At 47.0% G+C, this 21,603-nt stretch carries 15 protein-coding genes; 2 read left to right on the forward strand and 13 right to left on the reverse strand.

Features of this window, described 5'->3' with window-relative positions; genetic code table 11:
- Positions 1-66: 66 nt before the first annotated feature.
- The 5 genes from V6669_RS29675 to V6669_RS29695 form a co-directional block, all read right to left on the reverse strand.
- Entirely contained in the window at positions 67-7,173 is a 7,107-nt protein-coding gene (locus tag V6669_RS29675; protein WP_338589450.1) for an InlB B-repeat-containing protein, read from the reverse strand.
- 601 nt (positions 7,174-7,774) lie between these two features.
- A complete protein-coding gene (minD, locus tag V6669_RS29680) occupies positions 7,775-8,563 on the reverse strand; it encodes a septum site-determining protein MinD (protein ID WP_338589452.1) in 789 nt (262 codons plus the stop codon).
- A gap of 418 nt (positions 8,564-8,981) precedes the next feature.
- Positions 8,982-9,665, reverse strand: coding sequence for a response regulator transcription factor (locus V6669_RS29685; protein ID WP_338589454.1), 684 nt, complete (start codon positions 9,663-9,665; stop codon positions 8,982-8,984).
- Positions 9,666-9,669: 4 nt separating this feature from the next.
- Entirely contained in the window at positions 9,670-11,820 is a 2,151-nt protein-coding gene (locus V6669_RS29690) for an ATP-binding protein (RefSeq protein ID WP_338589456.1), read from the reverse strand.
- A gap of 265 nt (positions 11,821-12,085) precedes the next feature.
- On the reverse strand, positions 12,086-12,679 hold the full coding sequence (locus V6669_RS29695; protein WP_338589457.1) for a hypothetical protein: 594 nt from the start codon (positions 12,677-12,679) through the stop codon (positions 12,086-12,088).
- Positions 12,680-12,947: 268 nt separating this feature from the next.
- Here V6669_RS29695 and V6669_RS29700 point away from each other — a divergent pair, with 268 nt between their 5' ends.
- Positions 12,948-13,808, forward strand: a complete 861-nt coding sequence (locus V6669_RS29700; protein WP_338589459.1) for a GNAT family N-acetyltransferase — start codon at positions 12,948-12,950, stop codon at positions 13,806-13,808.
- Positions 13,809-13,888: 80 nt separating this feature from the next.
- Here V6669_RS29700 and V6669_RS29705 read toward each other — a convergent pair whose 3' ends face one another.
- The 4 genes from V6669_RS29705 to V6669_RS29720 form a co-directional block, all read right to left on the reverse strand.
- Positions 13,889-14,437: a hypothetical protein gene (locus V6669_RS29705; protein ID WP_338589461.1), complete on the reverse strand. Its 549-nt coding sequence runs from the start codon at positions 14,435-14,437 to the stop codon at positions 13,889-13,891.
- Between the two features lie 185 nt (positions 14,438-14,622).
- Positions 14,623-14,892: a CD3324 family protein gene (locus V6669_RS29710; protein WP_338589463.1), complete on the reverse strand. Its 270-nt coding sequence runs from the start codon at positions 14,890-14,892 to the stop codon at positions 14,623-14,625.
- Positions 14,893-15,163: 271 nt separating this feature from the next.
- On the reverse strand, positions 15,164-16,090 hold the full coding sequence (locus V6669_RS29715; RefSeq protein WP_338589464.1) for an oxidoreductase: 927 nt from the start codon (positions 16,088-16,090) through the stop codon (positions 15,164-15,166).
- 60 nt (positions 16,091-16,150) lie between these two features.
- On the reverse strand, positions 16,151-17,059 hold the full coding sequence (locus V6669_RS29720; protein ID WP_338589466.1) for a YafY family protein: 909 nt from the start codon (positions 17,057-17,059) through the stop codon (positions 16,151-16,153).
- Between the two features lie 69 nt (positions 17,060-17,128).
- Between V6669_RS29720 and V6669_RS29725 the strand changes: the two genes are divergently transcribed.
- On the forward strand, positions 17,129-17,695 hold the full coding sequence (locus V6669_RS29725) for a dihydrofolate reductase family protein (RefSeq protein ID WP_338589468.1): 567 nt from the start codon (positions 17,129-17,131) through the stop codon (positions 17,693-17,695).
- A gap of 314 nt (positions 17,696-18,009) precedes the next feature.
- Here V6669_RS29725 and V6669_RS29730 read toward each other — a convergent pair whose 3' ends face one another.
- The 4 genes from V6669_RS29730 to V6669_RS29745 all read right to left on the reverse strand — a co-directional run bounded on the left by V6669_RS29730 (position 18,010) and on the right by V6669_RS29745 (position 21,547).
- Positions 18,010-19,140: an SGNH/GDSL hydrolase family protein gene (locus V6669_RS29730; RefSeq protein WP_338589470.1), complete on the reverse strand. Its 1,131-nt coding sequence runs from the start codon at positions 19,138-19,140 to the stop codon at positions 18,010-18,012.
- 216 nt (positions 19,141-19,356) lie between these two features.
- Positions 19,357-20,079 (reverse strand): amino acid ABC transporter ATP-binding protein, encoded by a 723-nt coding sequence (locus V6669_RS29735; protein WP_338589472.1) that lies wholly within the window; start codon positions 20,077-20,079, stop codon positions 19,357-19,359.
- A complete protein-coding gene (locus tag V6669_RS29740) occupies positions 20,076-20,732 on the reverse strand; it encodes an amino acid ABC transporter permease (protein ID WP_074092820.1) in 657 nt (218 codons plus the stop codon). Before V6669_RS29740 ends, V6669_RS29735 begins: the two co-directional genes overlap by 4 nt.
- Before the next feature lie 17 nt (positions 20,733-20,749).
- The gene (locus tag V6669_RS29745) at positions 20,750-21,547 is read right to left on the reverse strand and encodes a transporter substrate-binding domain-containing protein (protein WP_338589475.1); all 798 of its coding nucleotides are present in this window, start codon (positions 21,545-21,547) and stop codon (positions 20,750-20,752) included.
- Between the last annotated feature and the right edge of the window lie 56 nt (positions 21,548-21,603).

Genomic DNA, 21,603 nt, shown 5'->3' on the forward strand with positions numbered 1-21,603 from the left:
TATAATATATGCAGAAGAGCCTACTCCGATGGGAGTAGGCTCTTCTGCCAGTCTAATCTATCAAATTTATTTGAAATTTGGATCATACTTCATAATATTCATTTTACCTTGTTGCTTATAACTCACATAAATGTGGTCGGTACTGTCTATGAAAATATCTAGCTCAAGAGCGTCATCATTGGAGAATCCGGCAGACCCTACCGGTCTCCAATCCATGTTCTCGTATTTCATCACAGTCACCCTGTTGCCATTTGCAGCATCTCGATAAGCAACGTAAGGCGTGCCTTCGCTATCAAAAGCCATATCCATGCTTCCTTCTAAAGACGAACCTACCGAGAATCTGGGAGTGCTTACCTTCTCCCATTTCGCATCGTCTGACGGAATGGAGTGCGGATATTTCCACATTTCAACAACGTTGGAGCTGCTAAGATAGATCATATAAGGTACGCCAGACGGATCAAGCGCAGATGCAGCATCCATATTCGCAGATGATGGATATGAATATTGTTTCGGATCTAATAATTTCCAAAATTTATCCTGTCCAGATGAGCTATTTGGTAAGCTATATCCTAATGCCCCATGACCACTGGATAAACGAGATGGAGCAAACAAATACATGCCATTGTTTGGTAACGGTGCGAGGAATGCTCTTAGACCTGCGAATGCCTGTACCCTCGCTTCTTGTTTCCAATCACTACCTTTATAATACCTCCATGACATAAGCATTGATGGTTCTGAAACATTCCCCATCAAAACACCTCTAAACATCAGGAAAGGATTATCATCCTTATCAAAGGTAATGAAGAAGCTATCTTTAACTGTATCCACTTCTCTCCAGCTCTTTCCGTCATCCCAATAAAAATCAGGGTAAGCAGTTAATGGTCTCCACCACTTATGTTCATCATTGTAATTCTTAAAGCTTACTTTACCTGAGCTGTTCTTATAACCAACATAAATCTTGTCCTTACTGTCTATTCCGAGCGATATAGCTGAGCTCCCCAATCCTCCCGCTTTTTCAAGATCGCTTTGATTGCCGACGGGCTGCCACGTGCCTCCCTTATATTTCACCACAGATACTTCGTTATTGTCCTTTATATAAGCCATGTAAGGCGTCCCTTGACTGTCGAAGACGATATTGGACTTGCTATTCAATTCCAGCTCGTCACCCACTTGCAGCCACGATGTCCTCGTCCACTTGGCGAACAAGGTGATGTCTGCCGTCACCGGCGTCCTGAAGTCGTAGACGTTCTCCAGATCACGATCGCTGTACCAACCATCGAATCGGTAGCCCGCCCATTTCAGTGCAGCAGGCGCCACAGCTTTGTCGCCAGTAACCACCGTCTGACTACCTACTGCTGCCCCACCGTTACTTTCGAAGCTCACCGTGCGGCTATTAAATGTCCACTTCGCGTAAAGTGTGAGGTTACCCGTCACCGATGTCATGAAGCTATAGGCTTCATTCAGTCCAGCGTCGCTGTACCAACCGTTGAACGTATAACCGTCCCTCGTCGGTACGGCAGGCTCCATAGCATTGCCACCGTATTCCATATTCTGGCTATTAACCGATGATCCGCCGTTACTGTTGAAGGTGACCGTGTAGATCGCCGTCCATTTCGCATACAACGTGAGGTTAGCCATCACCGGTGTCGTAAAGTTGTAGGCTTCACTCAGTCCGGCGTTGCTGTACCAACCTTCAAATACATGCCCTGCACGCGTCGGCGGGTCAGGAACTATTGCTGTGTCACCTTCACTTACGGACTGACTGATCACCGAAGATCCGCTGTTACTGTTAAAGCTCACTGTGTAGCTGTTCTTGGTCCACTTCGCGTACAGCATCACATTCGCCATTACACCTTCCGTGAAACCATAAGGGATCGTCAATTCGCTATCGCTATACCAGCCAGAGAACGTATATCCTTCCAGCATCGGAGCGCCAGGAGCAGTAGCCACGGCACCTTCATTCACTGTCTGTTCTGTGACCGCCGATCCGCCGTTACTCTCGAAAGTTACAGTGTAAGTATTCGGTACATATAACGTCCACTTCGCGTACAATGTCAGGTCTCCCGTCACCACCATAGAAGTGAAATCATAGGCGTTCATTAGCTCTCTGTCGCTGTACCAGCCGCTAAACACATATCCTTCCCGCTCTGGGGTGACAGGGGCCATAGCCTTGGTTCCTTCATGCACTGTTTTGGCATCTACTACCGACCCTTCATTACTCTCGAAGCTTACCGTGTAAGGGATCAGCCACTTCGCATACAGTGTGATGTCCGCCGTCACCAGCGCATCGAAGCTGTAAGCGTTCGTCAACGTGCTATCGCTATACCAACCGCCGAATACATAACCAGCTTTCGTTGGTTCAATCGGCATATTAATTGTAGCACCATACCCTACAGTCTGGGCCGCTTCTTCGGACCCACCGTAAGTGTCGAAAGTTACGGTGTAGTTGTTAATTGCCCACTGCGCGGTAAACTGGACATCTTCCGCAGGCATCGTGGTTGGAGGCGTTGGCGACCATCCCATAAAGCTATATCCCTGCCTTGTCGGAGTGCCTAGACGGAGCAGTGTCGTCGCTCCAAATGGAATCTTATCCGTTGTATTTACTGCTCCAGAACCATTGTAATCAACCGTCATTTGGTATACATCTCGCTTATAATACACCTTCAGCGCCGTTTTGCCGTTGCTCGCAATTATATCCGTCAGTACCGAAATGCTGTCGTCTCGCACGAAGCCATCATAGGTTCTTGGCTTGACGTCCGTTAAATTCGCCTCGGTACCCGTAACTCCACGATACGATTCCGTATCTGCAACCGTATAGGTGTCACTTCCGATATTTTGCAGCAAGTATACGACCTGATAAGGCGTACCCTCTCTCCCCGTCCACTTCGCTGTATACGTAGTGTCCTCAATCGGCATCGCACTCGGAACTTCTGGCGACCAACCGGCAAACGTATATCCCTGCCTTGTCGGTACAGGTATACGAGTAGCGATGTTCTTGCCAACGGCTTCTGTTAGCGAGATTTGGGGCGCACCGGCATAACCCCCAGCGAAAGTCATCTTTCGATTCTCCGGATAGTAATTAACTCTTACGACTGTAGAGCCGTCGCCCTTGATTAATACGCCGCTCACCGTTCCGGTCGCATAGCCTTGCTCCTTAAACCTGTCGGAGCTGATTCGAATCTCCGTGTCCGTTGTTCCAGTCATATTTTCCGTATCCACAGGCGGAGCCTGTATCCTGCTGTTCGGGTCTAGCACATAATACTCAACGGTATACGGCGTATTCTTGTTCGCAATCCAGTGCGCGTACAGTTTCCGATCCTCCGCAGCCATTCGGCTTGGAATCGTTACCTTCGTGCCACCGGAAGCAGCCGTGTACCAGCCGTCAAAAGTATATCCCGGATATACCGGGGTGGTCACGCTGATCGCCGCGTTATACGGGGCAGCGACAATCTGGGTTACTCCCCCGTTCTGTGGATCCAGTTGTAGGACATAGTCACCCAATCTAGCGAGCCAGTTCAACGGAATCGTACGCTTGAGCGGTTCGGATGTGAACGACAGCGGTGCCCCCTTCCAGGTGATGACCAGATTGCCCTCACTCACCTGAATGTTCTTGTCCACCACTTCGATCTTCCCGTCAGCTTCGTTATATTTGAAATTCGCATTGTCCACTTGAATATCGAACTTCGAGGCATCATACGCTTGGGTATCGGTATCGCCTGTTGTCAAATCAAACGTATTCATCGTAAGCCATAACTCCGGTACAGGGATTGATGACGCAGAACCCGCCATGCTCACTTTGAGTGACTTATCCTGTGGATAGGCGAAGTCGTAGACGTTCTGTTCTTCTCCAATCGTATACAGCGGCCACTCTTCATTGACCAGCTCCACGCCGCCTGAGAGCGCTCCATCTCCTAATTGGGCGCCGAGTTCGACCTCCAAATAGATGCCGATCTCGACGAAGAGGGCCCCTAAAGACTTGGTGGTCTTCACCCCGCTAATATTTTTCAATTGATAATAGAAGTAGCCCCACAGATTCACATACACGCCGGGTTCTACGGCAAGTCCAACACTATTTAACTTGACGCTTCCAATCCCCGCTTTGACCTCCATATGAATACCGGCTCGCAACCCGATCGTCCCCATCACATAGAAGGTAAACTGGTAATCGCCGTCTCCCGGCAAGCTGACCGTATTGCTCGTACCACTGAAACTCAAAACACGTAAGGTCACAGAGTAGCGTTTGGCCATCTTATAGTAGAAATCTGCCCCGATCGTCAGGTTCACTTGAGCACTGACCACAAACTCCGCTTCAAATTTGACTTCCACAATACCTAAAGCCACGCGTACGCTGTTTTCAAAAAGCTCTTTCTTGATTAACGGAACCCACTCCGTGTCTTGCTCCAACATCTCTTGATACTTTTCCTTCAACGATTCCGCATCTACGGCAGTATCCTGCACACCCGCCATTACCGCTTTAATCTGTGTCGCAATGTCCTGAACCTTGCCCAATCTGCCAGCGTTCTTCTCGCCCACCCAGTCATTCAGTGCATCATTTAACTTATCGTGTTCAACGAGAGCTATCTCTGCCGTGATGTTCATCCCGGTATAGCTATAAGCATCCAGATTCGCCGTGATTACATAATCATCAATGACTGGGAAAATAGGAACATCGCCAAAAAAAGTCGATATTTTGTACCAATGCCATTTCGTATCCGAATTAACGCCAAGATTCAAGCTTATCTCTTGAACGAATGTACCGGTCATATGGATGACAAGATCGCTGTCTTCATTGATATTGACAACAATATCGGCACCCACTTGTAATGTAGCGCTTACGCCTGAGGTTCGGCCGTCAATATTCTTCAGCCTCGTGCCGAGTGAGGCAACAACGGTCAGATTCTCCACACTTACCCGGCTCCCTTTACCGGACGCTAGGGAGGACTGAGCCTTGATCTCCTGAATTTCCTTCGTCTCCATGGCGATGTCAGACAGATAATCCGCCGCTTCATTGACGAATCCGCTGTCTCTCGCTTGCTGCTCAATTTGCTCTTCGAGCTGCGCGATCTGCTCTTTTGACAATAACTCTTCCCCGTCAATCGCTTGCTTCTGATAGATGTTGAACGCACTCGTGACGTCCTCTACCGTAGCATCGGTATACGTAATGATATCCATCTCTGCCGCATGCGTAATCGACGTAATTCGCCCATAACCGACGGACTTAAAATCTTCTTTGGCGAATACACCTTCATAGAATCCGATAAAGTCGCCTACATCCACCGTAGTCAGCTCATCCAAGCCGAGTGGCTCATACAGGCTGTCGCTATAGTTCATCACGGTATGCTTAACCGTGATGGATTTGTTATTGGGTTCTCCATCCGTATCTGCTTCAACGCTCACCGGTAGCACATCTGGCTTGAGTAACACTTGTTTGGCATCTGCGTGATCATAGGTGTAGACACTTCCATCTATCGCCGTGATCTGGACATAGGCCACATCACCATCGTCTTCACCAGTCGTTTCGACTGTGCGCAGTTCGGGACTAACTCCCTCATAGATGGCTACGGTATCACCGACTTGAATCACCGTGCCAGTGCTTCCGGTGTACGTGAACGTTCCACTACTCGCATTCACTTCGGCGAGTGCATTCTCGCCGCCTACCGTCGTAGTAACGACTGAAATCGCGGGCGAATCGACATCTGCTCCATTTATCACCATATCCGTGACATCCGTGAACGGAATGTAGATCATGTTCGGATTGAGTGGAACATTCATGACTTCTTTTTTAGCAACGCTAAATACATAAATACTTGTCGTCGCGTCTTGGCCTTGGAAGGACAAACTGTCATCCGTCAACGTAAGTTGATATGTGTTACCTTCAACGAACTTGCCGTTTTCGGCTGCTGACGATACCGTGAAAACTCCGTTCCCGCCAGAGACGGTAACCCCTTCGAATTCGGGATTTGCCGTATCCACGAAGGTCATCCCCTCTTTGACCTGGGATTCCGTTAGACTGCCCGATGAATCCTGCACCTTAATGGTGAAGTTCGGCGCGACATCCAATACCGAATAGCTTGGTACGCTCTGTACGGCACGATCTATGCTATCGGTATACTTCGCATACAACTTTGTATCCGCGTTCAGGGTGCTGCCGCTTGCGAAGATGAGTGAAAGATCACTATCCGCAAACCACCCTTGGAATATATATCCTTCTTTTGTTGGAGCCGGCAGGTTATTTAGCGCTTGGCCTTTCCGCACTTTCTGCGCGTCAACTGGCGTACCTCCGTTGCTCTCAAACGTGAGCGTATACGCAGTGGAACCGGCGCCAGGGCTGCTTCCGTTGTCTCCAGGCGTTCCGCCACCGCTATTCCCGCCGGATGACGGCGTTGGTGTTGGCGTCGGTGTCACCGTTGGTGTTGGTGTTGGTGTTGGAGTAGGCGTCACTGGCGTTGGATTCTGATTTTTCCACGCCTCCACAACCGCGTTGTTGCGCATGAAGAGAACCGCTGCTTCCGCGCGAGTCGCTTGCGCACGCGGATTGAAGTTGCCCTTGGCGTCTCCGGTGAACACACCGGCTTGCCACAGCTTGACGACTGCATCAGCCGCCCAAGGCGATACATCCCCGAGATCGCCCGGCTCTGTCGTGACCGGATTCTCGGTCTGATAAGGGATCTGTTCGCTTTCGAAATACCGCAACGTCATCGTCGCCATTTGCTCCCGAGATACAGTGGCATTCGGCGAGTATTTTCCTCCGCCCGTACCGTCGGTAATTCCTTCCTTAACTGCCCATTCGACATATGGCGCATACCAGCTGCCCGCCTGCACATCAGCAAAGCTTGAAGTGGAGTACCCCCCCGCATCGACTCCGGCCATCCGTCCGAGTGCCGTCACATACATGGCACGTGTCATGGTCCCCTTAGGAGAGAAGCTACTCGCGTTCGTTCCGCTGAATATGCCCTTCTCCTGCACATGGACGACTGCATCGTGGAACCAGTCCGTCGGACTCACATCCTGGAACCCACTGGATGTGGTTACTTTGGTCTGCTGCATCGGCAGTTCAGCCGCTGCCGCCGATTGTGCTGGTAATATGGGCACGGCAGACACTATTAAGCTGATCACCAGCATCCACATCAGGACCTGCCGGCTCACCTTCCATCCCTGTCTTACTTTCTTCACGTTCATTCATCCCTTCTATGTATAGATCAAACTAAAAAAGACCGTCCAAAACCTGTTTCTAACCTAGCTAATCAACAAAGCCAGACTAATAGCGGAAACCATTGACCCAGATGGGGATCATTGGTTTCCTGCGAGTCAGTTCGCTCGGCACGTGGAGATCAAGCGGGGATAAAACTTTACATACAGAAATGGCATTGTCCTAGCTACGGCGTTCAGCACGTTCGGAACATCAACGTCAGCTCGAATATCCGACTGAAGAGATCCGACTGCTTTAAGGTACGATACTGCCAACTTACAAGTCGTTCATCGACCTTTCTTATCAGTCGAATTGTGACACCGACACTGGCAAATCATGTCGATTTTTCTCCTCGAATTCTATCATGCTAAATGAGCTGATTGTGAATTATAAAGAAAACTTTAAGTAAGCAACAACTCACAAGCGAGAGCATGATAGACACAAAAAAATAGCGGTGTAGGGAAGGTAACTCCTACACCGCTATTTTTTCAGGAATTCTTTAGCTAGTCTGTAATCCATTCCAGATGATTCGCGTCTAAACGATCTCTCATATACCAGAATCGACTACATTGAACTACTTTCCCCCTAGCTCAGTCTTTGAGGAAGCGAAAAAATACTTCTGTGCTTCTTGGATTTTAATGAAATAAAAGGCTCCTGCTGATTCTTCGCCACATTGTGGGCGATATGCCGGAAGCGCTGCCCGCTTTCGAACTCGGGATCAAGCGCAATCGGGATTCCTTTATGTACGGAACGTATAACTTCTACATCGGCATGAATCACGCCAATCACACCAATATTGAGAATACCGATGATATCCTCCATCTTTACCGTTGCCGAACGGGCTTCCTGTTCGTCGGCCATATTAATGATGAGCTGTGGAGAAGTCGGTATCCTATTTTCTAATAATCCGATTACGCGATCCGCGTCTTGAAGCGACGTACGATGCGGCGTAGTTACGACAATAGCTTCATCTGCTGCTAAAGCTGCATTCCAGAATCCATTTTCAATGCCTGCTGGCGAATCGATCAGCACATAATCATAACCCCGGGCTACTTGCTGCACGGCCTCGCCAAAAACTCGCGGATCATCGTGATGCACCGCGTCGTTACTACAGGAGATAAAGGACAAGGTACTGATTCGCTTATCTTTCACGATCACTTGATGTAAAGCACAACGGTCGGTCAGGAAATCGGAAATATGATAGATCACCCTATTGCTCAAACCAAGCGGAATATCCAGATTTCTCAATCCAAAATCAGCGTCGATCAGGCAAACGCTGCTCCCCGATAATGCAAGGGCAGTCCCGAGATTAGCCGTGACCGTTGTCTTGCCAACTCCACCTTTCCCTGATGTGATACATATAACTCGTGCCATCGGAGCCACTTCCTTCTTCAAGTACTAATGCGGGACAGCAACCATTTCTTCACGTATTATCGTTTAATCCGGCTTGAATGTAACGTCCTCGTAGCTAATAATCAGTTACAATTTGTTGAAATATGTCGTTATATCGACCACTGTGATTTTATCATGATGGATTATCCTACTTGAGAAACCTAAAGAAAACTTTAAATCCGTGCGTATTGGATCGTTTAATTCTTCGGAGAGATGGCACATCATTTTGACGAGGATGGAAAAGCGCAGATGGGTGTTGAAAAAATCAATACCCTGAGTCGAATACGAAGCTAGTGGAACGAACAAAAAATGGGAAAATAGCGTCAGGTACTGCTCCAACGCCATTTTCCCATTTATAATAGATTACCACCCTTACTGCTATATTCATGCTTGTGAAGTACTATTTAGAAACCAGCATATATCCGCTCCCCCGAACCGTAATGATTCGCTCGGGGTCGGCAGGGTCATACTCGATTTTTTTGCGTAAATTACTGATGTGTACAGCCACTGTTCTCGTATCCTCCAGACTTTCCATTCCCCATATGATTTGAAACAACGTATCGACACTGACGACACGATTCACGTTTTGTGCCATATAGGACAGCAGACTGAACTCTTTTTTCGATAAATAGATAGGTTTACTCCCCGTGTTGACGGACTGACTATAGAAATCCAGTGTCAGACCCGGTAACTCCAGCAATTGTTCCCTTTTGCCCGTCGACACTCTGCGAAGGTGAGCCTTAATCTTGGCCATGAGCACTCCAGGACTGAATGGCTTGGTCACATAATCGTCGCCACCATAGGATAATGCGCTAATTTTCACTTCATCTTCCTCCTGGCTGCTCAGAAACATAATCGGCGCACTGGTGAAATTACGCGCATTCCTGCACCAATCAATGCCGTTTTCATTAGCCAGCAATATATCCAGTACAATCAAATCTGGCTCGAACGATGCAAGCAGCTTCATGGCTTCTGTCCCGCTATGGCTGTAAGTGGAGATAAACCCCTCACGTTCGCAATACACCTGAACAATCTCGCATATATGAGGATCATCATCAACGATCATTATTTTGTGAGTGTCCATCCCATCATCCCCTTCCTTCATTGCCGATACAAGGAAGCGTTACATAGAAAGTTGCCCCCATCTTACCGTCGCTCTCCGCTCGAACTGTCCCTCCTTGTGCGAGTACGATTTCCCTGCAAATCGCTAGCCCTAGCCCACTGCCTTCTATTCCATTCCCCAAGCCCGGCCGATCGTATCTGTAATTACGTTCGAAGATTTGCTCAAGCTGATCCGGAGGAATACCCATGCCAGAATCCTGTATGCTAATGATCGCATGGGGAGTATGATTTACCTCTTCCACAGCTAGCGCAATACGCACCAGCCCTCCGCTGGAGGTGAACTTCATAGCGTTCGACACTAGGTTAAATAAAGCCTGCTCTACTCTTTTGGCATCCATCTCGACAACAGGCAAGTTCGATCGTTGATCCTCCGTATCTCCGATATCCAGTGTGAAATCTAATCCTCCGTCACGTACAACCAACTCATATTGTTCAAAAAAATCACGCAAGAAGGGAATGATCTTAACCAGCTCCTTTCGGTACGAGACTTGTCCGGTCTCCAAATGCGATAAGAAGGACAACTCCTCGATCATGCGGTTAATCCTTATCGTGTTCTCCCGGATATACTTCAGATATTGTTCATTGCGTTCCGGCTTGACCCTGTCCTGTATAGCTTCTACATACCCAAGCATGCTGGACAGCGGCATACGCAGATCATGCGTAATGTAGGCAAGAAGCTTCTTCCTCCCTTGCTCGGAGTGAAGCAACCGGTTATATGAAGTGCGGAGATCATCATGGGCTGTAGATAAGGCCCGTGTGCGCTCATCCACGGTCCGTTCCAAGCTAATATTCATTTCGATCAGCTTGTCGTTAGCATCCTGCAACTCACGTGAGATTCTCTCCTCATTGGATGCCGTCCTCGTAAATCTCGAAGAAAGCAGAATCATTTGTGCGATCGTAAATATCAATAAACCAAGCGGGGATGTATTTCCAATCAGCGACCATCCGTTATAATATAAAAAATCGTTGATCACCGTAATCAAAGTAACCACCGAAACCAGCAGGAAGATCAATGCTCCCTCCATACGTCGCAAAGCTACTTGAACCAGCCCGAACATCAGATAAACCATATGTAGAACAACCATCACACCGATGATCAGCAAAAAATGAGTATATATAAGTGCAGGGGTTACCATAACAAAGATACACGATGCCCCCGTTGCGACCCGGGTAGCAAATCGAAACCATCGCGACACATAATTCGGAAAAATACAATCAAAATACATGGTGATGATATATCCGCTGACGCAAAGAATCAGATACTCGATCTTGAACTGCAATTCCCAAGGGAAATGAGGTAGCCATTGTGTAAGGACAAGCTCGCCGTTGAGTGAGGATCGGATACTAAGTAGTACAGTGAACAGGCCAAAATAAAACGGGGCTCTGTCCTTGCGTCGCAGCATGAACAACAGCAGATTATACAAACCAATCACCAGTAAACTTGCCGTGATGAACATGTCGGCGGCAAGATTCAAATTGGTCTTGGTCGTCAGTACATCACTGCCACCCAGTTCGATGTATTTGGTAATACCACCCCGATTATGTTGGAAGTTGGCTACTTGTAGCACCAGCTCTAACGTATCATTTTCAGGCCGAACAAATAACAGCCTCGTTGCCAGATGTGGGGTCATGCTGTTCTTGTCCTGACCAACCGTACCAACTTGTGCTAGGAGCTCGCCATTCACCCATAATTTATACGCATGAAAAATGCTGGGCAGACGTAGAGCAAGACGCTCTTTTTGATCCTGCTCGCTTAATTGAATAACCAGTCGATAAGTCGCATAACCTGTCCCACCCAGCGTCTCTCCCTCTAACCGGTAGCCAGACCAAGAGCTCGGGATATTGATCCAGTAGTCCTGATTTCCTTCCCTTGCCGAACGAACCCTTATGTCCTCAGGCGACAGTAGCTCTTGCCAGTAGAACGCCCACTCCCCTGTTAACTGTTGCGGATTCGTACTGACCTGAACCTGCGTTAAATCCAGAATACCTTTTTCACTTTGGAACTTAGGAGAGTCCTGCTCAGAGAGGACGACATAGCCTGCAACCAAGCCAACAACAACAGCAGCAACGATATAAAGCCAGACCTTACGAGAACCGACTCGGAGAATCTCCCTCATGATGAACCCAACCCCATTCTACAAGAGCGCAATAAGTAAGTTGATCATCCAAATAATATCATCATTACAGGAAATTTACCCTGCAAATTTCTAGCAGGAGTTGATAGTTAACATCACGATGAGACCCTTTTGGCACGCACTTAGCTGGGCATGCCACCACAAAAAAAGTACGCATTTTAAAGTGCGTACTTATATGAAGGAGCTTATTCATAATGGATAATTCGAGCACAACCCCCATGTGCCGGAATCACAAACACTTCATGAACTATAAAGAACTATTAATGATCTCTGCGAATGCATCCCTGTTATACGTATCATCCTGAATGCGCCATTCTCCCTGATCTTGCAAAAAGGTGATATCGCCCGATAGCGGAATAGACTTGAACTCCTTGCCGTTCTCGTCTGTAAACTTCAGATCGAGCGTGTATTCCACAAGAATCCAGTCACTCTTGTTATCTTTGATCTTGGTTTGTATATTTTCAGGATGCAGCTTCGCTTGTTCGATGTGTGCAACCTGAAGAGGTAACACAATATATCGATTAGCCATGTAAGCCTCATAATTCCTGGAGGTCAGGAACGGCTTCATGGTCTCTCCTTTGGCCAATAACCCTTCCATCTCTAATGTATCCTCATAGTTCTTACCATCCACGGTGAGTTCTATTGTCTTATACTCCAGCGACATTTCGAGCGCTTGTTGCTGCTCCTCCGAAGTCGCCTTCTGGTCCCCCGTATGACTTGGCTGTTCCGTTGCTGGTGGAGTGACGGGTTCCGTGCTTTCCGCTGGTTCAGATGATGTACATCCCATTAACATGGCGGCGGAAAGAAATAATATCCCCATCACAGATGCCAACTTGCGCATGGTTAATCCCTCCCTTTCTCGTCAGTATTACTCTCAATTATCCCTTCAATAGGATATAATGTCCAGTTATTGGGCGCATCTGAACAGACACCCAGTGAATTACATCCATTGGGTGTCATCTTCATCATAGATTGTGTTATAGTCGTCGGGAAGTGATTTGGAGGAGATAATGATGATGATCAAAATTGCAACTGGACCAACTCTCGAAGGATAGCGCCTGCGGGTCCAATAACTGCGTGTTTCCTTCAACAATGAAGGTGTGAAAGCTATGTCAACTTATCAAGTCGTTCCCATGGTCTATAACTCCAAGGAACAGATTGAAGCAATTATTTTACTCGAACAACAATGTAAACAGCTCGATTCCATTCATCTGAAAGCAGACCTTGACCATATCAGTAAAAAAGACGGAGACCATGCACTCCTCTGTTATCGCGACGGTGAATTGGCAGGACTCCTCAGTTGGTATGCTTCTGACGTCGTAACCGGAAATATTAACGCCATCGTACATCCGCATTATCGTCGCCAAGGTGTGTTCAGCAGCCTACTGAAACGGGCCATCTTGGACATGAAACCACAGGGAATCAACCAACTCAGTTATCGCGTTCCTCAGGGTTTATCTCCGGGTGTTCTTACTGCCCAATCCCTTGGAGCCATTTATGATCGTGCCGAGTACTCGATGCAACTTGTGAATGAGGTCCTTTCGGTTGTGGAGCCACCTGAACTAACGTTGGCCGTGGCAGAAACCGAGGATATGGAGTTTATGGTCACTTGCTCCTCCCAAGCCTTTGGAGATTCGGAGGACTGGACACGCGAGTATTTTATGCAAACAAATGAACCCAGCCGAGTCACCTATATTGCGTGGCAGAATCAACTGCCTGTTGGGCTGGTACGGGTCAACTCCATTAATGCAACAACCGCATTTATTCATAACTTCTGTATCTTACCCGCTTATCAGGGACGGAAAATAGGACGCACTGTGCTTCATATTCTGGTGAATCTCCTAAAGAAACAAAGCTATACAGATATTCGCCTATCTGTTGTTACCGAGAACAAACGTGCTTTGAATCTGTACCGCAGTGTTGGTTTTGAAGTGAATTCCGAGTATCACTATTTCAACGGCAATCTATAAAAGGCAATGGAGAGAGAGCGTTTTCCGCAGAAGGAGACTCTCTCTCTTTTTTTATTAGATACAGGTCCGCACTTAATTTTTCAGAGTTGATTCGAGAATTGGAAAATCAATTTATAGCCATCGAACGTTTGCCCGTACATTTCCCGATAGTTACCTTCGGTATAATTAGCTACTGTTTTCCGCCAGAAAGATTGGCCAATCTTATTGTTCTCCGATGGATTGGTGAACAACTCCCAGTTTCCTCTAAACATTGCGAAGATACTCGATGCCGCGTGTTCAGCAACGCCTACACCTCGAAATGGCTGCATCAGAAAGAAGTCATGTACAAAAAAATCCGTGCCTTGTGAACAATATGGCGGAGTAGCCACAAACGCAAAACCTGCCGGTGTACCCTCCACAGTAATCAGGAACGGATAAAGACACTCCGGTTTTTCCCACCAGATGTTCTGTACATCATACTGATCCTGTAACGTTTTATAATCAGGACTTGGTTCGAAAATGCCATGTTCGTTCGGGGTATGCTCTCCACCCAGACCATAATGTCCGGACAGATCATGAAGGTATAGCGGGTACATATTTTTAATCACATACGCCTCGTCTTTATTCGTTAATTTCACTTCTATATTCATATTCACCAACCTTACCAGATGATTTAAGGAGTTAATTCATGAACTCTCACCGCATAACCTTGTACCGTCAAATGAATTGTACGCGTAATTAACAACCTCGAATATGTAAAAAAGCTTTAATAACCATTCTTTATTCTTACAGTAAAAAAGCCACATTCGATTGCTCGAACATGGCTTCTATCGTTTCATCCCTTTTTGCAATATACAATTTTCTTGATGCTATCGATGGATAAACAGTATTGGTCCACAAGCTGATCGATGGTTGTTCCCGCAGCAAAAAGCTGGCGGATCTCGTCGTTCCGCTCCCGGACAACTCTTCTGATGCCCGAGTTCTCGCCCCACTTCTTGTGGGCATCCTTGGGCCTCGGAATATAGACCAGGCCTCCGGGGATATGACGCTGTATTTCTTTGAGTAATTCTTCCGGAAAGATTGTATCCGCATTAATATATTTCACGTTGCTCCACTCCTTAAAAGTTAAAATCTTTAAGGCAGCAGAGTCGTACGATGAACGCATTGGATATGCACTATAATGATATGACGGAAGTGGATTTCAGGCTCTATGCAAACAACCGCCGTTGTTCATCACATGGACTCTGCATAGAGCGGGTCGTGAAACCTTTTATGAATCGAATCATGGTAGCCCCCCATTCAGTTAATCTTTTTCGTGCTGAAGAACTTTTAACTGTCCATTCCATAATAAGGTTTACTTTCCCTAATGGCAAAATCTACACGTCGAATCTGTAATATACCCCTGTTAATTCTTCTGATACGCTCCATAGCTTGTTTGAAATGTTAGCATCATATAATTTTTCGATGATCTTAGCGCTCTTGGGATAGCCCTTAGTTCCGCCCATACCACTGGGAGCAATATACTCCCCTCCCGTGATCGTCGGATCTGCTGCAGCATATAAGGTAGGTAATGCCCCCATATGTGCCGGTTGACTAATGATTTTCAAAAGACTGCGCATGAATATATTGGTCTGTTTCCCCGAACCGAAGGAAAATAGATTGGTATGCGAAATTCCTGGATGAGCGGCGATACTCATGGAATCAATATGGGCGGAATTAAATTTATTCTGCAGCTCTTTCGCAAACATCAGATTGGCTAGCTTACTTTGACTGTAGAACTTCATGGGATTATATCCTTTGGAGCCATCTAAATTATTAAAATCAATTGCACCATTATGAGCTGCCATACTACTTACAGTGACAACTCTCGATTTTGGAGTAGAGATCAATCGAGGCAATAGTAGACCCGTAAGCGCAAAATGGCCTAGATGATTACTACCAAACTGCAATTCAAAGCCATCCTTCGTCAACTGGAATGGAGGGTTCATAATTCCTGCATTATTAACCAGAATGGACAAAGAATCGTATTGCTCAAGAAAAGCGGCTGCGAACTTACGGATACTAGCTAAATCGCTAAGGTCGAGCTGCATAACGATCACCTCTCCAGCTACATGCACAGACGACTTTATTTTATTAGCTGCCTTTTCACCTTTTTCCAGATTACGAACTGCAAGGATAACTTTTGCGCCTTTTTCAGCTAACGCTAATGCCGTTTCATACCCTAACCCTCCGTTCGAACCTGTCACAATCACTACTTTATCGGATACAGTCGGGATGATGTCTTTAGTCCAAACTTCGCTCATTTGTCTACACACCTTTCTTATCTCTTCCTTGATACCCTAATATCCAGCGTTTGAAATCTTTTATCCCCCACCATACTGACTTAAACTCCGTTCCAGCATCCCTCTAACCTGCTGTTGCAGTTCGAGCGGAGACACCACCTTCACTTCCGGCCCATAGGAGAGTAACTTTCGCGCTGTAAAAGAGAACTCCTCGGGTGGAACAAGTCCGCGCCACTCATGGCCTTCAACCGACTTGAACAACACATCTGACGCAGCAATCCTTGCTCCAAATTCCGTGAAATGCAGCACCACTTCTACGCTTGCTCTATCTTCTTTGGCAGCTAGCCATGCCTTCAGACTGGGAACAGATTCATCCACCGATTCCATAACAGCCAACTGCTGCATGCGATCCACCCGATACAACAATACGCGATCCTTATTCCGGGCTGGCATGTACCAATGTCCCTGCTCATAGTAAATACCATATGGGAAGACCTGGACTTTTTTATGCCCATTGCGGGCATGATACATAAATTCAATTTCTCTCTTTTCTACCGCTGCACCCAATATCTCGGTTGTTAAAAGCTCGGAATGCCCACCGGGGTGCTGGACAAAGGTGATATGCTCCCTCATTCGCATAATCAGATCCTGTACATCCTCAGGCAAAGTAGAGAAATACTGTTCAGCCAGATGTCCACGCATTGATCCATATGGAAAATCCGGGACTTGCTGTAGATATTCCAGCATCATAAATAGTCCTAATGCCTCCTGCTGTGTCAGTTGAAGAGGTGGCAAAATCCGATTGGGCAACACCCGGTATCCGCCGTTCACGCCAACTTCTGTGTACAAGGGAAAACCCAGCGCCTGCAATGCATCCAGATCACGCTGGATCGTACGAACCGATACGTCAAACCGTTCTGCCAGTTCCCGGGCAGTGAACTTCTTTCTGGAATCCATCAGGCGCATGATCGCCAGTTTCCGATGATTCATTTATTCAACATCCTAACTACGTCAACTTTTGTCATAGTTAAAGTGTATCATACATTGTAGAAGGGAGCGATGAACATGTCTGATAACAAAACAATTTTGTACATTGCTATGAGTTTGGATGGATATATCGCAAGACTGGACGGTTCGGTAGATTGGTTATTTGATGTGGAGGGTGACGGAGGAGATAACGGATATGCTGCCTTTTATGAAACGATAGGTAGCGTTGTTATGGGACGTTATACGTATGAAGAGGTGCTCACACTTTCCGAAGATTTCCCCTATGCGGATCGGCCAACATATGTGCTTTCTCGCTCGGAACAGCCGTCCGCTCCGAATGTACAGTTTACAACCGAGACGGTAGATACCCTCATTCCTCGGTTAAAGCAGGATTCTGATGGAGACGTGTGGATTGTGGGTGGCGGCATATTGGTTCAAGCTGTGTTAGCCAAAAAATTACTGGATGAGATTGAAGTCGCCATCATTCCCAAAATTCTTGGTGAAGGCATCCCCTTATTCCCGATAGGTACTGTACCAAGTCAATTCAAAATGGTCCGAACTCAGACGCTCGGACAGATCATCTCGATTCGTTATGAGGTACAGAACAGCGGCACAGCGGACACACCACCAAATGTCTAGATAATGTATATAAGTTGAACTAATCATTTACATGATAACGGAGAGGACAGAAATAACCTGAAAAAGCGAAGCGTTCGCCTTTATCCCCGGATTTTCCCCTTTAAAAAAGGGAATGAAAAAAATCTGGGGATAACAGCGATTGGAAGGTTGTTCTGTCATCGTAGTGTCAGTGTAAATAATCTTTGTTCAACTTATATAGAAAAAGAGAAAGACCATTCTTGTGATAAAGGGACTCATACAGTGAGACACATCTAACCATTGGGGTACCGTTCATGAAAGAGTGGTCTTTCCATCACCATGTATCAAGTATCAAGTTATCCTATCAGTCCTCGTACATATTCCGCTAACACCTCTGCCGTCCTACGGTGAGATAACTCGCCAGGATGGGTACGCGCTCCTACCGTCTCTTCGGTTGTATCAGGAAGCTGGATGATTGAGACCTTGCGGTCTCCTGTCCCCTCCGTATACGCATCAACCGCACGGTAGATGGCAGGCATCATGGGAAAACCAAGCATGCCATAAGCCCATACGAGATGTGCCGCCGGATTGTTTTTCCGAAGTTTGAACAGGAACTGTTCCACCGCTTTCTCAAAAACAGCCAGATCCTCTTCATGATACGTACCGTCTTCGTTCAGCCGCTGCTTGTACACCTTGCCCGTGTCGGGGTCTTTCCACTCAGGTGACTGAAATGCACCCCCATCATTGCTGCCCAGATTCACGACCACCACGTCCGGCTGCCACGAACCAAAATCATGCTGATCTCCTGCGCCTAGCGCATCGTTACGTTCACCAGTAAGCAAGCCACAGACCTGTTCGTAATACTCGGGGATGTTCCCTTTTGGATTGTTATCCCAGCTTGTCAGCACACCCCAGCCACTTTGCGAGATGACCCGGTATTCTGCATTCAATGCCTCTGCTGTCATAAACGTATAATTATGTATGGCGCTGAACCACATCGGAATCCAATCTTCCTCCGCTTTTGCCCCAATCGCACCTTCGCCAGATGTAATGCTGTCACCGATAAACTCGATCTTGTACGGTTTTTCCTGCACAGGCAGGAACGCTCCATCCGATTTCACCGCATGAATCTGCAAGGCACAACCCGGGTCACCACTCATCGCTTGAACATCCTTAACGATCCGAACATTCTTCACCACATCCGCGTTCATACCCCGGAATACACAGACCCAGTACCTTCCCGCCGTTAACATCTGTCTAATCACCGGAACACCGTTGATCAAAATGCTGATCCATGACTCATACATATCATACTGCGACTCTACTTCAACCCATAGTTCGGAGCCCCGTACATTGAGTTCAACTGCACTCCCCGTCCAAAATAACGTCAACGGAGCCAACTCTCCAGTTGTTCTGCCATGCACTTTGAGATAAGGCAGTTCCGTTAACTCATAGATCTTTAACCCGGTATTCGCTTGTACACTCATCCTTTATTCCCCCTCAACGATTCATAAAAGTAGTTATTAAGCGCTTTCCTATGTATCGATAACATGTTCGTCGTGATCAATCCATCTTATTATGTATTACGCACAGCACCAAAAATCCCCTGCAAGCAAGCCATGTTCAAGTCCATCATATCAGATGTTCTGGAACGATCGTTCGCCCATAGGGGATTTTTTCAGTTCTTTTTTGTTCAAGTATCGTTATAAAACCTTACCCAGAAACGCCTTGGTCCGCTCATGCCGGGTATTCTGAAAGAGCTCTTCAGGCGTGCCTTCTTCTACAATATATCCGCCATCCATAAAGATCACCCGATCTGCCACCTCACGGGCAAAGCCCATCTCGTGTGTAACAACAATCATCGTAATTCCCTCATGAGCGAGGTCTTTCATGACTTGCAGCACTTCTCCAACCATCTCCGGGTCCAGTGCAGATGTAGGTTCATCGAACAACATCACACTTGGGTTCATGGCAAGTGCACGCGCAATGGCTACGCGCTGTTGTTGTCCACCTGACAACTGCTCGGGATAAGCATCCCTCTTCTGAGACAGCCCCACCTTGCCGAGCAGTTCCATTGATTTCTTCTCATTCTCGGCCTTATTTAGTTTCTTGATATGCTTCGGCGCGAGCATGATATTCTCCAGCACGGTCAGATGCGGGAAAAGGTTGAACTGTTGGAACACCATGCCCACATTGGTTCGTAACTGATCGATATCCGTCTTGGGTGAAGTGACCTCAATACCACCAATCGTCACCTTTCCAGACGTCACACCCTCTAGCAGATTGAGACAACGCAAGAAGGTACTTTTACCAGACCCGGAAGGCCCGATGACGCATACAACTTCTTTCTCCCGAATCGTTGTGGAGATATCCTTCAACACCTCATTGGCACCAAACTGCTTTTTCAGGTTCTGTACGGTAATCATCGGATCGCATACCTCCTCTCAATGAACCGGGAAGCCCGGGACAATAGAACAATAATGATCAGATAGAATATGCCCACCACACCCCAGATTTCGAATGCCCGGAAGTTGGAGGAAATAATAATCTCCCCGCTCTGCGTTAATTCTGCGATACCAATTGCAGACAGCAGCGATGTATCCTTAATTGTAATAATGAACTGGTTCACAAAGGTAGGAATCATGCGCCGGGTTGCTTGGGGTAACACAACCAGCCTCATCGTCTGGAAACGCGTTAAGCCCAGGGATCGTGCCGCCTCATGCTGCCCGTTGCTAATGGAATTAATCCCTGCCCGGAAGATCTCCGAGATGTAGGCTCCGGCATTCAGACTAATCGCAATAATCCCTGCGGTCATCGCCGGAATGCGCATATCCAGGAACACAGGCAGCCCGAAGTAGATGAAATATACCTGCACCAGAAGGGGTGTACCACGGATGATATCCACGTAAAGTGTAGCTACCAGCCGCAGCAATCGATTCAAAGAAGTACTCATCAGACCTGAGATCAAACCGATCACCATCGCAATGATTAGTGAGATCACGACTAGTTTTAACGTAACGACTGTACCCTCTAACAGAAGAGGCAGTGCGTCTATTATGACTTGTAAGGAGGAGTCCATCCGTACCACATTCCCTTCTATTTAGCCGTTGTTCCCAGATACTTGCCAACAATCTCGTCGTACTTTCCACTTTCCTGCAATTTTTTCAGTCCATCATTAATCTTCTTCTGCAACTCCGCATCACCTTTGGCAACAGCAATACCATAGAAGTCACCATTCAATCGGTCTCCAACGATTTTGAGTTTGGCGTTTGGATCGATGGCAATCTTATAGGAGATGACCGGGAAATCCTCCAGCGTAGCATCTGCGTTTTTGTTCGCGACTTCCTGATACATCGATGGGCTGTCATCAAAATATTTCACGGTTGCCCCATAGGTTTTCGCATATTCATCTGCGAGATTGGCACCTGAGGTTCCTTTTTTAATCGCAATAATTTTTCCTTTTAAATCTTCAGGACTTTGGATGTCCGCGTTATCTTCATGTACGATTAGGGACAGACCGGCCTGATAATACGGGTCCGAGAAGTCCACGACTTTTTTACGTTCGTCCGTAATGCTAATGCCTGCAATGGCTCCGTCCAACTGATTCGCCGTAATAGCCGGAATGATGCCTTTGAAGTCCATCGGTTTGATCTCTACTTCAAAGCCCTCTTCTTCCGCAATTGCGTTCATGAGGTCAATATCGATCCCTACATATTTGCCGTCCTTCTGGAACTCAAAAGGGGGATACGTTGCATCGGTACCAAATGTGTATTTCTCAACAGCTGAACCATTTGCCGATTGTGCATTGCTCTCTTCACCGGACTTTGCTGCACCGCAGGCACTAAGTGTTAGAGCAAGAACGGACGCCATTACAATGGATGCTACCTTTTTCATAGAAAAACCCCTTTTCCGAATTAGATTGGGATCGACCGAATCGACCGTTTGTATTT

Source organism: Paenibacillus sp. Y5S-9, assembly GCF_036894235.1.
Classification (GTDB): Bacteria; Bacillota; Bacilli; order Paenibacillales; family Paenibacillaceae; genus Paenibacillus.

What these genes read in the sequence shown, in the direction of transcription:
- minD (WP_338589452.1), bottom strand. Translation starts at nt 8,563, where the DNA reads ATGGCACGAGTTATATGTATCACATCAGGGAAAGGTGGAGTTGGCAAG.
- V6669_RS29685 (WP_338589454.1), bottom strand. Translation starts at nt 9,665, where the DNA reads ATGGACACTCACAAAATAATGATCGTTGATGATGATCCTCATATATGC.
- V6669_RS29690 (WP_338589456.1), bottom strand. Translation starts at nt 11,820, where the DNA reads ATGAGGGAGATTCTCCGAGTCGGTTCTCGTAAGGTCTGGCTTTATATC.
- V6669_RS29695 (WP_338589457.1), bottom strand. Translation starts at nt 12,679, where the DNA reads ATGCGCAAGTTGGCATCTGTGATGGGGATATTATTTCTTTCCGCCGCC.
- V6669_RS29700 (WP_338589459.1), top strand. Translation starts at nt 12,948, where the DNA reads ATGTCAACTTATCAAGTCGTTCCCATGGTCTATAACTCCAAGGAACAG.
- V6669_RS29705 (WP_338589461.1), bottom strand. Translation starts at nt 14,437, where the DNA reads ATGAATATAGAAGTGAAATTAACGAATAAAGACGAGGCGTATGTGATT.
- V6669_RS29715 (WP_338589464.1), bottom strand. Translation starts at nt 16,090, where the DNA reads ATGAGCGAAGTTTGGACTAAAGACATCATCCCGACTGTATCCGATAAA.
- V6669_RS29720 (WP_338589466.1), bottom strand. Translation starts at nt 17,059, where the DNA reads ATGAATCATCGGAAACTGGCGATCATGCGCCTGATGGATTCCAGAAAG.
- V6669_RS29725 (WP_338589468.1), top strand. Translation starts at nt 17,129, where the DNA reads ATGAACATGTCTGATAACAAAACAATTTTGTACATTGCTATGAGTTTG.
- V6669_RS29730 (WP_338589470.1), bottom strand. Translation starts at nt 19,140, where the DNA reads ATGAGTGTACAAGCGAATACCGGGTTAAAGATCTATGAGTTAACGGAA.
- V6669_RS29735 (WP_338589472.1), bottom strand. Translation starts at nt 20,079, where the DNA reads ATGATTACCGTACAGAACCTGAAAAAGCAGTTTGGTGCCAATGAGGTG.
- V6669_RS29740 (WP_074092820.1), bottom strand. Translation starts at nt 20,732, where the DNA reads ATGGACTCCTCCTTACAAGTCATAATAGACGCACTGCCTCTTCTGTTA.
- V6669_RS29745 (WP_338589475.1), bottom strand. Translation starts at nt 21,547, where the DNA reads ATGAAAAAGGTAGCATCCATTGTAATGGCGTCCGTTCTTGCTCTAACA.